This window comes from Streptomyces sp. CBMA156, assembly GCF_014596515.1.
Taxonomy (GTDB): Bacteria; Actinomycetota; Actinomycetes; order Streptomycetales; family Streptomycetaceae; genus Kitasatospora.
Genome location: NZ_MSJQ01000130.1, coordinates 1 through 15,349 on the forward strand (window position 1 = coordinate 1; position 15,349 = coordinate 15,349).

Sequence of the window (15,349 nt, forward strand, 5' to 3'; positions counted from 1 at the left end):
CGACGATCGCGATCGGCTCGTCGTCCAGGGCTGTCCGGACGGCCGTCGGCTCGACGACCTCGGGCTCCTCGCCCAGCACCTCACCGAGCAGGAACTCGGCGACGGACACCGCGTTCGGGTAGTCGAAGACCAGCGTCGCCGGCAGCCGCAGACCGGTCGCCGTCCCCAGCTGGTTGCGCAGCTCGACCGCCGTCAGCGAGTCGAAGCCCAGCTCCTTGAACGCCCGCTCCGGCTCGACGGCCGACGCGCCCTGGTGGCCCAGCACCCCGGCCACCTGGCCGCGCACCAGCTCCAGCAGCAGCGCCCGCCGCTCCTCGGCCGACAGGCCCGCCAGCCGCTGGGCCAGCGCGCCCGTCTCCGCCGTCGCCGCCTGGGCTGCCCGGCGCGAGGAGACCCGCACCAGGGACCGCATCAGCGGCGGCACGCCCACGGCCGGGGCCTGCGCCCGCACAGCGGCCAGGTCCAGCCGCATCGGCACCAGCAGCGCCCGGTCCGACACCCAGCCGGCGTCGAACAGCTCCAGGCCCTCGTCACTCGACAGACCGGCCAGCCCACCCCGGTTCATCCGGTTGAGGTTGGTGTCCCCGAGGTCGCCGGCCATGCCGCTCTGCTCCCAGGCGCCCCAGGCCAGCGAGGTCGCGGCCAGGCCCTGCGAGCGGCGGTGTTCCGCCAGCGCGTCCAGGAAGGTGTTGGCGGCGGCGTAGTTGCCCTGACCAGGGCTGCCCATCACACCGGCGACGGAGGAAAACAGCACGAACGCCGACAGGTCCAGCTCGCGGGTCAGCTCGTGCAGGTTGTGAGCCGCGTCCACCTTCGGACGCAGCACCGACTCCAGCCGCTCAGGCGTGAGCGAGCCGATCACGCCGTCGTCCAGCACACCGGCCGTGTGCACGACCGCGGTGAGCGGGTGCCCGGCGGGGACTGCGGCCAGCAGGGCGGCGAGCGCCTCTCGGTCGGCGGCGTCGCACGCGGCGACCTCCACCTCGGCCGCGCCCAACTCGACCAGCTTGTCCGCCAGTTCCCGCGCACCCTCGGCGGCCAGGCCGCGACGGCTGGTCAGAACGAGGCGGCGGACGCCGTGCTCGGTGACCAGGTGACGGGCCACCAGCGAACCCAGCGCGCCCGTACCGCCGGTGACCAGCACCGTCCCGCCCTCGGCGAGAGCGACCTCGGCCGCGTTCGCCTGGGAGGCGCGGACCAGCCGCGAGACGACGATCTCGCCGTCGCGCACCACCGCTTCCGTCTCGTCCGAGCCGAGGACGGACCAGAGCAGCCCCGGGGTCACCGACTCGTCGGCGTCCACCAGCACGAACCGGCCCGGGTTCTCCGACTGCGCCGTCCGCACCAGACCCCACACCGGAGCACCGGCCAGGTCATCGCCCAGCGCGCCACGGGTGACGAACACCAGACGGGAATCGGCGAAACGCTCCTCCGCCAGCCAGCCCTGCACCAGCTCCAGCGCCTCCAGCGCCGACCGGTGAGCAGCACCCACCACGTCAACGCCCTCGGACGACGCGACCGGCGCGAACACCACCTCCGGCACCGAACCGGCAGCGGCCAACTCCGCCAGACCCGCGTACCCAGTGCCACCGGCGAAGACACCCTCCGCCGCACCCAGCACCGCCCACGAACCGGCCCCGGCCGCCGGCAGCGCCAGCACCGACCAGTCCAGCCCGAACAACGCCTCGTGTGCCGTGTCGCGGCCCGCCGACTGCTGAGCGGCGAGCGGACGCAGGGCCATCGACGCGACGGCGGCGACCGGGGAGCCGGTCTCGTCGGCGGTCGCGATGGACACCGCGTCCGTGCCGGCGGGAGACAGCTTCACCCGCAGGACGGACGCGCCGGTGGCGTACAGGGACACCCCGCTCCAGGCGAACGGCAGCCACGAGCCCTCGGCGGTGGCCGTGTCCACGAACTCGCCCAGGGCCACGGCGTGCAGCGCGGCGTCCAACAGCGCCGGGTGAAGACCGAAACCGTCGACCGACACGCCCTCGGGCAGCACGATCTCCGCGAAGACGGCGTCATCGGCACGCCAGGCGGCGCGCAGGCCCCGGAACACCGGACCGTAGACCAGACCACCGGCGGCCAGACCCTCGTACAGGTCCTCCACCTCGACCGGCTGGGCGCCCTTCGGCGGCCACACCGACAGGTCGAACGCCGGCTCGGCGGCACCGGCCGCCAGGAGGCCGGCCGCGTGCCGCGTCCACGGCTCGTCGTTCTCGGCGCTGTCCGGCCGGGAGTAGACCGCGACCGGACGGAGTCCGTCGGCGCCGGCCGCCTCCACGGAGACCCGCAGGGCGATGCCGCCCTGCTCGGGCAGGACGAGCGGGGCCTGGAGCATCAGCTCCTCGACCTGGCCACAGCCGACCTGGTCGCCGGCGTGGATCGCCAGCTCCAGCAGACCCGTGCCCGGCACCAGGACCGAACCCGACACCGCGTGATCAGCAAGCCAGGCGTGCGACTGGAGCGACAGGCGGCCCGTCAGCAGGACGCCGTCCGAATCCGGCAGAGCGATCGCCGCACCCAGCAGCGGGTGACCGGTCTTCCCGAGGCCCAGGCTCGTCGCGTCGCCGGCCGCGGCGGTCGCGCGCAGCCAGTAGTGCTGGTGCTGGAAGGCGTACGTCGGCAGGTCGATGCGGCGCGCGCCGCGACCAGCGAAGACGCCGTCCCAGTCGAGCGCCGTGCCCCGGGTGTGCAGGCCGGTGACGGCCTGGGTGAAGGACAGCGCCTCCGGGCGGTCCTTGCGCAGGACCGGGGCGAAGTGGCCGTCCGTGATCTCCTGCGCCAGAGCCGACAGGGTGCCGTCCGGGCCCAGCTCCAGGAACTTGGTGACGCCCTGAGCGGCGAGGTGGGCGATGCCGTCGGCGAAGCGCACAGCCTGGCGGACGTGACGCACCCAGTACTCGGGCGACGTCAGCTCGGTGGCGAGTTCACCGGTCACGTTGGAGACCACCGCGAGCTTCGGCTCGGAGTAGCTCAACGTGGAGGCGACCGAACGGAATTCGGCCAGCATCGGCTCCATCCGCGGCGAGTGGAACGCGTGACTCACCCGCAGCTGACGACCCTTACGACCCTGCGCCTTCCAGTGCTCCAGCACCTCAAGCACCGCGGCCTCGTCACCCGAAACCACCACCGAGGAAGGCCCGTTGACCGCCGCCACGGCGATCTCCGCCTCACGGCCCGCCAGCAGCGGCAGCACCTCCGCCTCGGTCGCCTGGATCGCCGCCATCGCACCACCGGACGGCAGCGCCTGCATCAGCCGGCCACGCGCGGCCACCAGCTTCGCCGCATCCTCCAGCGACAGCACACCTGCCACGTGGGCGGCAGCGATCTCACCCACGGAGTGGCCCACCAGGAAGTCGGGCTTCAGACCCCAGGACTCCACCAGGCGGAACAGTGCGACCTCGATAGCGAACAGCGCCGCCTGCGTGTAGGCGGTCTGATCCAGCAGCTCCGAAGCCTCGAACACCACGTCCTTCAACGGGAATTCAAAGCGGGCACACACCTCATCGAAGGCGGCGGCAAAGATCGGGAAAGCTTCGTACAGCTCACGCCCCATCCCCGCCCGCTGGCTCCCCTGCCCCGTGAACAGGAACGCGAGCCCGCCGACCGAGGCGACCGCCCCGGCGGCGTCCCCGGCGGCCACCGCCGCGAGGCCCGCCAGCAGTTCGTCCCGGTCCGTACCGGAGACGACCGCCCGGTGCTCGAAGCGGGAGCGCGACACCGCCAGCGAGTACCCGACATCCGAGAGCGAAAGCTCCGCCCGCTCCCCGACGAAGGACGCCAGGCGCGCGGCCTGGTCCCGCAGCGCAGCCTCGGACTTGCCCGACAGCACCCAGGACACCGGAGCGTCGACCGTCACCTCGCCGGCCTGGACGGCCTTCTCGGCGGGCGCCTGCTCCAGCACCACATGCGCGTTGGTGCCGCTGATGCCGAAGGACGACACCGCCGCGCGGCGCGGACGTCCGACCGCCGGCCAGTCCCGCGCCTCCGTCAGCAGCTCGACCGCGCCCGCCGACCAGTCGACGTGCGGAGTCGGCTCGTCCACGTGCAGGGTCTGCGGCAGCACCCCGTTGCGCAGCGCCATCACCATCTTGATGATGCCCGCCGCACCGGCGGCCGCCTGGGTGTGGCCGAGGTTCGACTTCACCGAGCCCAGCCAGAGCGGCTCGCGGCCATCGCGCCCCTGGCCGTACGTGGCCAGCAGCGCCTGCGCCTCGATCGGGTCGCCCAGTCGGGTCCCCGTCCCGTGCGCCTCGACCACGTCCACGTCGCCCGTGGTCAGACCCGAGTCGGCCAGCGCCTGGCGGATCACCCGCTGCTGCGAGGGACCGTTCGGGGCGGTGAGGCCGTTGGACGCACCGTCCTGGTTGACGGCCGAACCCCGCACCACCGCAAGCACCTTGTGCCCGTTACGGCGCGCGTCGGAGAGCCGCTCGACGAGCAGCATGCCGACACCCTCCGACCAGGACGTGCCGTCGGCCGCGCCCGCGAAGGCCTTGATCCGGCCGTCGGAGGCCAGGCCGCGCTGGAGGGCGAAGTCGATGAAGGTGTCCGGGTTCGGCATGACGGTGACGCCGCCCGCGAGGGCGAGCGTGCACTCGCCGCGGCGCAGGGCCTGCGCCGCGAGGTGCAGGGTGACCAGCGAGGAGGAGCACGCCGTGTCGACCGTCACCGCCGGGCCTTCGAGGCCGAAGGTGTAGGAGACGCGCCCGGACACCACGCTGCTGGAGTTGCCGGTGCCGAGGAAGCCGCCGACACCGTCGGGGATCTCGGTGACCCGTGCCGCGTAGTTGTGGTACATCACGCCGGCGAACACGCCGGTCCGGCTGCCGCGCACCGACGCCGGGTCGATGCCGGCCCGCTCGAAGGCCTCCCAGGAGGCCTCCAGCAGCAGGCGCTGCTGCGGGTCCATGGCGAAGGCCTCGTGCGGCGAGATCCCGAAGAAGGCGGGGTCGAACTCGGCGGCCTCGTGCAGGAATCCACCGGCCAGCGCGTACGTGGTGCCGGGCTGGTCCGGGTCCTCGAGGAACTGCTCCTCGACGTTCCAGCCGCGGTCGGTCGGGAAGCGCGAGGTTCCGTCGCCGCCGGCCAGCAGGAACTGCCACAGCTCCTCCGGCGAGGTGATCCCGCCCGGGTAGCGGCAGGCCATGCCGACGATCGCGATCGGCTCGTCGTCCAGGGCTGTCCGGACGGCCGTCGGCTCGACGACCTCCGGCTCCTCGCCCAACACCTCACCGAGCAGGAACTCGGCGACGGACACCGCGTTCGGGTAGTCGAAGACCAGCGTCGCCGGCAGCCGCAGACCCGTCGCCGTTCCCAGCTGGTTGCGCAGCTCGACCGCCGTCAGCGAGTCGAAGCCCAGCTCCTTGAACGCCCGCTCCGGCTCGACGGCCGACGCACCCTGGTGGCCCAGCACCCCGGCCACCTGGCCGCGCACCAGCTCCAGCAGCAGCGCGCGGCGCTCCTCGGTCACCAGGCCGACGAGCCGCTGGGCCAGCGCACCCGTCTCGGCCGTCGTGGCCTGCGCCGTCCGGCGCGAGGAGAATCGCACCAGGGACCGCATCAGCGGCGGCACGCCCACGGCCGGGGCCTGCGCCCGCACAGCGGCCAGGTCCAGCCGCATCGGCACCAGCAGCGCCCGGTCCGACACCCAGCCGGCGTCGAACAGTTCCAGGCCCTCGTCACTCGACAGACCGGCCAGCCCGCCCCGGTTCATCCGGTTGACGTCGACGTCGTCCAGCTCGGCGGTCATGCCGCCGAACCGGGCCCACGGGCCCCAGGCCAGCGAGGTCGCGGCCAGGCCGAGCGAGCGGCGGTGCTCGGCCAGCGCGTCCAGGAAGGTGTTGGCGGCGGCGTAGTTGCCCTGGCCGGCGCTGCCCATCACACCGGCGACGGAGGAGAACAGCACGAAGGCGCTGAGCTCCAGGTCGCGGGTCAGCTCGTGGAGGTTGAACGCGGCGTCCACCTTCGGGCGCAGCACCGACTCCAGCCGCTCCGGGGTGAAGGAGCCGATCACACCGTCGTCCAGGACGCCGGCCGTGTGCACGACCGCCGTCAGCGGGCGGCGGTCGGCGATGGTGCCGAGCAGCTCCGCCAGGGCGTCGCGGTCGGCGGCGTCGCACGCGGCGACCTCCACCTCGGCGGCGCCCAACTCGACCAGCTCGTCCGCCAGTTCCCGCGCACCCTCGGCGGCCAGGCCGCGACGGCTGGTCAGGACCAGGTGACGGACGCCGTGCTCGGCGACCAGGTGACGGGCCACCAGCGAACCCAGCGCGCCCGTACCACCGGTGACCAGCACCGTGCCGGCCTCGTCCAGCTCGAACCCGCCCTCGATGACCGGCGTCCGGGTCAGGCGCGGCACGCGCACCGCGCCGTCGCGCACCACGGCCTCGGTCTCGTCCGAGCCGAGGACGGACCAGAGCAGCCCCGGGGTCACCGACGCGTCGGCGTCCACCAGCACGAACCGGCCCGGGTTCTCCGACTGCGCCGTCCGCACCAGACCCCACACCGGAGCACCGGCCAGGTCATCGCCCAGCGCACCACGCGTCACGAACACCAGACGGGAGCCGGCGAAACGCTCCTCCGCCAGCCAGCCCTGCACCAGCTCCAGCGCCTCCAGCGCCGACCGGTGCGCAGCGCCCACCACGTCAACGCCCTCGGACGACGCGACCGGCGCGAACACCACCTCCGGCACCGAACCGGCCCCAGCCAGCTCCGCCAGACCCGCGTACCCAGTGCCACCGGCGAAGACACCCTCCGCCGCACCCAGCACCGCCCACGAACCCGCACCGGCCACCGGCAGCGCCAGCACCGACCAGTCCAGCCCGAACAACGCCTCGTGCATCGCCTCACGGCCCGCCGACAGCTGCTCGGCCGTGATCCGGCGGAAGACCAGGGAGTCGGTCGAGGCGACCGGGCTGCCGGTGCCGTCGGCCATCACCAGGGAGACACCGTCCTGGCCGGACGGCGTCAACCGGATGCGCAGCAGCGACGCACCGGTGGCGTGCAGGGAGACACCGTTCCAGGCGAACGGCAGACCCGTCCCCTCGCCGTCCTCGGCGTCCGCGCCACGGGCGGTGCCCAGGGCGGCGGCGTGCAGGGCGGCGTCGAAGAGGGCCGGGTGAACACCGAAGCCGTCGACCGGGACGCCCTCGGGCAGTTCGACCTCGGCGTACACGGCGTCCTCGGCACGCCAGGCGGCGCGCAGGCCCCGGAACACCGGGCCATAGACCAGACCGGTGGCAGCGAGGCCCTCGTACAGGTCGTCGACCTCGACCGGTTGGGCGCCCTTCGGCGGCCACACCGACAGGTCGAACGCCGGCTCGGCGGCACCGGCCGCCAGGAAGCCGGCCGCGTGCCGCGTCCACGGCTCCACGGTGTCCGCCTCGTCCGGGCGGGAGTAGACGGCCACGGGGCGGCGGCCCAGCGCGTCCGCCGCTTCGACGATCACCCGCAGCACCAGGGCGCCGCGCTCGGCGAGGACCAGCGGGGCCTGGAGCATCAGCTCCTCGACCTGGCCGCAACCGACCTGGTCACCGGCGTGGATCGCCAGCTCCACCAGGCCGGTGCCCGGCAGCACGGCCGAGCCCATCACCAGGTGGTCGGCGATCCACGGGTGCGACTGGAGGGAGAGCCGGCCGGTGAGGACCAGCGTGTCCGACTCCGGCAGAGCGACCGCGGCGCTCAGCATCGGGTGGCCGATCGCCACCTGGCCCAGCACGGAGACGTCGCTCGCCGGAGCGCCCATCTCCAGCCAGAAGTGCTGGTGCTGGAAGGCGTACGTCGGCAGGTCGATGCGGCGCGCGCCGCGACCGGCGAACACGCCGTCCCAGTCCAGCTCGGCGCCACGGGCGTGCAGACCGGTGACGGCCTGGGTGAAGGACAGTGCCTCCGGCCGGTCCTTGCGCAGGACCGGGGCGAAGTGGCCCTCCGTGATCTCCTGCGCCAGAGCCGACAGAGTGCCGTCCGGGCCCAGCTCCAGGAACTTCTTCACTCCCTGCCCGGCGAGGTACGCGACGCCATCGGCGAAACGGACAGCCTGACGGACGTGGCGCACCCAGTACTCGGGCGACGTCAGCTCGGTCGCCGGCTCACCGGTCACATTGGAGACCACCGCGAGCTTCGGCTCGGAGTAGCTCAACTCAGAGGCGACCGAACGGAATTCGGCCAGCATCGGCTCCATCCGCGGCGAGTGGAACGCGTGACTCACCCGCAGCTGACGACCCTTACGGCCCTCGCTCTTCCAGTGCTCCAGCACCTCCAGCACGGCGGCCTCGTCGCCCGAAACCACCACCGACGTCGGCCCGTTGACCGCCGCCACGGCGATCTCCGCCTCACGGCCCGCAAGCAGCGGCAGCACCTCGGCCTCGGTCGCCTGGATCGCCGCCATCGCACCACCGGACGGCAGCGCCTGCATCAGCCGGCCACGCGCGGCCACCAGCTTCGCCGCGTCCTCCAGCGACAGCACACCTGCCACGTGGGCAGCGGCGATCTCACCGACCGAGTGACCGACCAGGAAGTCCGGCTTCAGACCCCAGGACTCCACCAGACGGAACAGCGACACCTCGACGGCGAACAGCGCCGCCTGGGTGTACGCGGTCTGGTCCAGCAGCTCCGACCCGTCGAAGACCAGGTCCTTCAGCGGCACGTCCAGGTGGGCGTCCAGGTGCGCGCCGACCTCGTCGAAGGCCGCCGCGAACACCGGGAAGGCGTCGTACAGCTCCCGGCCCATCCCGGCCCGCTGGCTGCCCTGCCCGGTGAACAGGAACGCGAGCTTGCCGCGGCTCACCGAGCCGCCGGGCACCTCGCCGCTCGCCAGGCCTGCCAGCCCGGCCAGCAGCTCCTCCCGGTTCGCACCCGAGACGACCGCCCGGTACTCGAAGCGGGAGCGCGACAGCGCCAGCGAGTAGCCGACGTCCGTGAGCGGCAGCTCCGGGCGGGCCCCGACGAACGACGCCAGGTTCGCGGCCTGGTCGCGCAGCGCCGCCTCGGACTTGCCCGACACCACCCACGACACCGGAGCGGTGACGGTCGCCTCGACGGCCTCCGCCGGCTCCTCCGCCGGAGCCTGCTCGATGATGGTGTGCACGTTGGTGCCGCTGACGCCGAAGGAGGAGACCGCCGCGCGGCGCGGGCGGCCGAGCGCGGGCCACTCGCGGTTCTCGGTGAGCAGCTCGACCGAGCCCGCCGACCAGTCGACGTGCGGGGTCGGCTCGTCCACGTGCAGGGTCTGCGGGAGGACGCCCTCCTGCATCGCCATGACCATCTTGATCACACCGGCGACACCGGCCGCCGTCTGGGTGTGGCCGATGTTGGACTTGATCGAGCCGAGCCAGAGCGGCTCGGCGCCCTCGCGGCCCTGCCCGTAGGTGGCGATCAGGGCCTGGGCCTCGATCGGGTCGCCCAGGCGGGTGCCGGTGCCGTGCGCCTCGACCACGTCCACGTCGCCCGTGGTCAGCCCGGCACCGGCCAGCGCCTGGCGGATGACGCGCTGCTGCGAGGGACCGTTCGGGGCGGTCAGGCCGTTGGAAGCGCCGTCCTGGTTGACGGCCGAACCGCGCACCACCGCAAGGACCTTGTGGCCCCTGGCCTGCGCGTCCGACAGCCGCTCCAGCACGAGCAGGCCGGCGCCCTCGGACCAGCCGGTGCCGTCGGCCGCGCCCGCGAAGGCCTTGCAGCGGCCGTCGCCTGAGAGGCCGCGCTGGCGGCTGAACTCGACGAAGGCGCCGGGGGTGGCCATGACGGTGATGCCGCCCGCGAGGGCCATGTCGCACTCGCCCTGGCGCAGCGACTGCGCGGCGAGGTGCAGGGCGACCAGCGAGGAGGAGCAGGCCGTGTCGACGGTGACCGCCGGGCCCTCCAGGCCCAGGGTGTACGAGACGCGGCCGGAGATGACCGACGACTGGGTGCCGGTGAGGAAGTAGCCCTCGGTGCCCTCGGGGGCGTCGGCGTCGATGCCGTAGCCCTGCGAGCCGGCGCCGATGAAGACACCGCCCTGGGTGCCGTGCAGCGACAGCGGGTCGATGCCCGCGCGCTCCAGCGCCTCCCACGCGGCCTCCAGCAGCAGGCGCTGCTGCGGGTCCATGGCCAGCGCCTCGCGCGGCGAGATCCCGAAGAAGCCGGCGTCGAAGCCGCCCGCGCCGTCGATGAACCCGCCCTCGTAGGCGTAGGTGGTGCCGGTCGCCTCCGGGTCCGGGTCGTACAGGTCGTCGATGGGCCAGCCGCGGTCGGTCGGGAACGGCGTGATCGCGTCGCGGCCGTCCAGGACGAGCCGCCACAGCTCCTCGGGGGTGTCGACGCCGCCCGGGTAGCGGCAGCTCATGGCGACGATGGCGATGGGCTCGTCGGCGGTGAGCGCGGTGGCGACGGCGGGCAGCGCGACGGCGGTGTCGGCGCCGACCAGCTCGGTGCGGATGTGGTCGGCGACGGCGGTGGCGGTCGGGTAGTCGAAGACCAGCGTGGTCGGCATCCTGAGCCCGGTGGCGCCGTTGAGGCGGTTGCGGATGTCGACGGCGGTGAGCGAGTCGAAGCCGAGTTCGCGGAACGCGGCGCCGGGCTCGATGGCGGAGGCCTCGGCGTGGCCGAGGGCGGCGGCGGCCTGGGCCCGCACGAGTTCCAGGACGACGGCGTGCTGCTCGGCCGTGCCCAGGCCGGCCAGCCGCCGCGCGAGGGCGTTGCCGCCGGTGGCGGCGGTCGGGGCCGGGGCCTCGGCGGCGTCCAGGACGCGCCGGACCTCGGGCAGGCCGCCGATGAGCGGGCGCTGCCGGACGGCGGAGTAGGCGGGCGCGAAGCGCTCCCAGTCCATGTCGGCGACGGAGACGTTGGTCTCCTCGTGCTCGACGGCCTGGACGAGGGCGGAGACCGCGAGTTCGGGGCTCATCCGCTTGAGGCCGACGCGCAGCATCGCCTCCTCGTCGCCGTCGGTGCCCATGCCGCCGCCGCCCCAGAGTCCCCAGGCGATGGAGGTGGCGGTACGGCCCTTGGCCCGGCGCTGCTCGGCGAAGGCGTCCAGGAAGGAGTTGCCGGCCGCGTAGGCGCCCTGGTCCGCGCCGCCCCAGACGGCGGCGTTGGACGAGAAGAGCACGAAGGCGTCCAGGGGGCGGTCGCCGAGCAGGTCGTCCAGGTGGGTGGCGCCGGCGGCCTTGGCGGCGACGATCCGGGCGGCCTCGCCCAGGTCGGTGGTCATCAGCGCGCCGGTGTCGCCGACGCCGGCGGCGTGGACGACCGCGGTGAGCGGCAGGGTGCCGGCCTCCGCGTCGATCCGCTCCAGGACGGCGGCCAGCGCCTCGCGGTCGCCCGCGTCGCACGCCGCGAAGGTGACCCGGGCGCCGGACTCGGCGAGTTCGGCGGCCAGTTCGCCCGCGCCGGGGGCCCGGTCGCCGCGCCTGCTGGTGAGCACCAGGTGCTCGGCGCCGTTGGCGGCCGCCCAGCGGGCGACGTGGCCGCCGAGGGCGCCGGTGCCACCGGTGATCAGGATCGTGCCGCGCGGCGTCCACGAGCCGCCCGCCTGGTCGGCGAGCGAGGAGCGGACGAGGCGGCGGCCGAACACGCCGGTCGCGCGGACCGCGAGCTCGTCCTCCCCGCCCTGGCCTGACAGCACGTCGGCGAGGCGGGTGACGGCACGGTCGTCGACGGTGCCGGGCAGGTCGACCAGGCCGCCCCAGCGGTTCGGGTGCTCCAGGCCGGCCACCCGGCCGAGGCCCCAGACCTGCGCCTGGGCCGGGTCGGCGAGCACCTCGCCGGGGCCGGTCCTGACGGCGCCCCTGGTGAGCGTCCACAGCGGGGTCTTCAGGTTGGCGTCGCCGAGCGCCTGCACCGTCACCAGAGCGGCCGCCACGGCCGGCGAAGCGGCGGCGGGGCCGTCGGGCGCACCGTCGGGCGCGGCCAGCAGCACCGTGCCGACGACGTCGGGCACGCCCTCGACCGCGTCCAGGATCCGGGCCGCGAGCGCGGCCCGGTCGAGGTCCGCCGGGTCCAGCGCGAGGTGGACGGTGCCCGCTCCGGCGGAGCGGATCGCCGTGCGCACGCCCTCGGCGAGCTCCGGGTCCGCCCCGTCGAGGACGACCACCAGCCAGCTGCCGTCCAGTTCGGGCTCGGCGACCGGCACGGGCTTCCAGGTGACCTGGTAGCGCCAGTTGTCCAGCACCGAGTCCTGGCGGCGCAGCCGGCGCCAGGAGGAGAGCGCGGGCAGGATCTCGCCCAGCACCCGGGCGTGCTCGCCGAGGCGCAGGGTGCCCGCCAGCTCGTCCAGGTCCTCGCGCTCGACGGCCTCCCAGAAGCGGGACTCCACGGCGTCCCCGGACGGCACCGGCGCGGGCGCCGGGGTCGGCCAGAACCGCTCGTGGTGGAAGGCGTACGTCGGCAGGTCCACCCGCCGGCCGCGCGGCAGGACCGCCGGCCAGTCCACCTCGGCACCGGCCGTCCAGAGCCGGGCCAGCGCGTGCAGCGCGGTCAGGGAGTCCTCCCGGCCGCGGCGCAGCAGCGGGGCGAACACCCCGTCCGCGACGGTCTGCTGGGCCATCGCGCACAGCACGCCGTCCGGTCCCAGCTCCGCGAACCGGGTGACACCCTCGCGGTGCAGGGTCTCGACGCCGTCGGCGAAGCGGACGGCCTCGCGGACCTGGCGCAGCCAGTAGTCGGGGGTGGTGAGCAGCCCTGGCCCGGCCGTCGAGCCGGTCAGGTTGGAGACGATCGGAATGACCGGCTCGGCGAACTCCAACTCAGCCAGGACGGCGGCGAATTCGGCGAGCATCGGCTCCATCAGGGCCGAGTGGAAGGCGTGCGAGACGGTCAGCCTCCGGACGCGTCGACCCTCGGCCTTCCAGCGCTCGGCGAACTCGTCCACCGCCTCCGCCCGGCCCGAAACCACCACCGCGGTCGGCCCGTTGACCGCCGCGACGTCCAGCCGGTCACCGATCTCCGCGCGCACCTCGGCCTCGGCGGCCTCGACCGCCAGCATCGCGCCGCCCTCCGGCAGCGCCTGCATCAGCCGGCCACGCGCCGCCACCAGCGCGCACGCGTCGGCCAGCGAGAACACCCCCGCCACATGGGCGGCCGCGATCTCGCCGATCGAGTGCCCGAGCAGGAAGTCCGGTACCACGCCCCAGGATTCCAGCAGCCGGAAGGACGCGACCTCGACCGCGAACAGTCCGGCCTGGGTCCACACCGTCAGGTCGAGATCGGTGCCCTCGAACACCGCCTCGCCGAGCGGCCGGTCGAGCCGGAGGTCCAGCTCCGCGCGGACCGCGTCGAAGGCCTCCGCGAACACCGGGAAGGTCTCGTACAGTCCGCGCCCCATAGCGGCGTACTGCGAGCCCTGGCCGGTGAACAGGAAGGCGGTGCGGCGGTCGGCGACCGCGCCGGTGACCAGGGCGGCGTCGGGTTCGCCGGCGGCCAGCGCGGCCAGGCCGCGCAGGAGTTCGGCGTGGTCGGCGCCGACGACCACGGCCCGGTGGTCCAGGTCCGCCCGGCTGCCGGCCAGCGACCAGGCGACGTCCCGGACGTCCGCGCCCGGTGCGACGAAGGCCCTCAGGCGCTCCGCCTGGTCGCGCAGGCCCTCGGCGGTCTTCGCCGAGACCGTCCAGGCGGGCAGCGCCGGTGCGGCGGCCGGCTCCTCGGCCGGGGCCGCCGGCACGCTCTCCAGGATGACGTGGGCGTTGGTGCCGCTGATGCCGAAGGAGGAGACGGCCGCGCGGCGCGGCCGGTCGGCCTCGGGCCACGGACGGGCCTCGGTGAGCAGTTCCACCGCGCCGGCCGTCCAGTCCACCTGCGGGCTGGGCCGCTCCGCGTGCAGGGTGGCCGGGAGGACGCCGTGGTGCATGGCCTGCACCATCTTGATCACGCCGGCGACGCCGGCGGCGGCCTGGGTGTGGCCGATGTTGGACTTGACGGAGCCGAGCCAGAGCGGCTCGCCGTCACGGTCCTGGCCGTACGTGGCCAGCAGCGCCTGGGCCTCGATCGGGTCGCCCAGGACGGTGCCGGTGCCGTGCGCCTCCACCGCGTCCACGTCGGCCGGGGACAGCCCGGCGCTCGCCAGGGCCTGGCGGATCACCCGCTGCTGGGCGGGGCCGTTCGGCGCGGTCAGGCCGTTGGACGCGCCGTCCTGGTTGACCGCGCTGCCGCGCAGCACGGCCAGCACCCGGTGCCCGTTGCGCCGGGCGGTGGAGAGCCGCTCGACCAGCAGGACGCCGACGCCCTCGCCCCAGCCCGTCCCGTCCGCGCCGGCCCCGAAGGACTTGCAGCGGCCGTCGGAGGACAGCCCGCCCTGGCGGTCGAACTCGCCGAAGGCGGCCGGGGAGACCATCACCGTCACACCGCCGGCCAGGGCCGTCTCGCAGTCGCCCTCGCGCAGCGCCTGCGCGGCCCAGTGCAGGGCGACCAGCGAGGAGGAGCAGGCGGTGTCGACGGTGACCGCCGGACCCTCCAGGCCGAAGGTGTACGCCACCCGGCCGGAGATCACGCTGTTCGCCGATCCGGCCAGGAGGTGGTTCCTCGCCTCCTCCAGGCCTCCGACGGCGTTGTAGCCGGAGTTCGAGGCGCCGACGAAGACGCCGATCTGTCCGCCGCGCACCGAGCGCGGATCGATCCCGGCGTCCTCGAAGGCCTCCCAGGAGGCCTCCAGCAGCAGCCGCTGCTGCGGGTCCATCGCCAGCGCCTCACGCGGGCTGATGCCGAACAGGGCGGCGTCGAACTCGGTCGCGCCGTCGACGAAGCCGCCGCGGGCGGCCTCGGCGGTGATGCCCTCGACCGGCCAGGCGCGGTCCGCCGGGAAGCCGGTCACGCCGTCCGCGCCGGCGGCGACCAGCTCCCAGAGCTCCGCCGCCGAGCGCACTCCGCCCGGGTAGCGGGCGCTCATGCCGACGATCACCACCGGATCGTCCGGGGCGGGGGCCGGCCGGGCGGGTGCCTCCGCGGCCCCCGTGGGCGCGGACTCCGGCAGTTCTCCGGCCAACTCTGCGGCCAGATGGGCGGCCAGCACGGCCGGCGTCGGGTAGTCGAAGGCCAGGGTGGCGGGCAGCGCCAGCCCGGTGTCCCTGGTCAGCAGGTTCCGCAGGGCCACCGCGGTCAGCGAGTCGAAGCCGAGGTCACGGAACGCCTGCCCGGCGTCGACGGCCTCCGCCGAGGCGTGGCCGAGGACGGCGGCGGCACAGGCCCTGACCAGGTCCAGCAGCATCCGCTCGCGGCGTGCGGCCGGGGCCGCCGCCAGCCGGGCCGGGAACCCCGAGGCGTCCTCGGCGGCCGCGGTCTCCGGCGCCAGGGCGGCGGCCGCCTCCGGCAGGTCCGCGAGCAGCGGACTGGTCCGGGCGGTGGCGAACAGCGGCGCGAACAGCGCCCAGTCCACGTCGGC

Annotated in this window: 1 protein-coding gene; it reads right to left on the reverse strand. The window is 74.5% G+C overall.

The window, feature by feature from the left end; genetic code table 11:
* On the reverse strand, positions 1 to 15,349 hold a 15,349-nt coding region (locus BU198_RS10810), incomplete at both ends, for a type I polyketide synthase (RefSeq protein ID WP_188296619.1).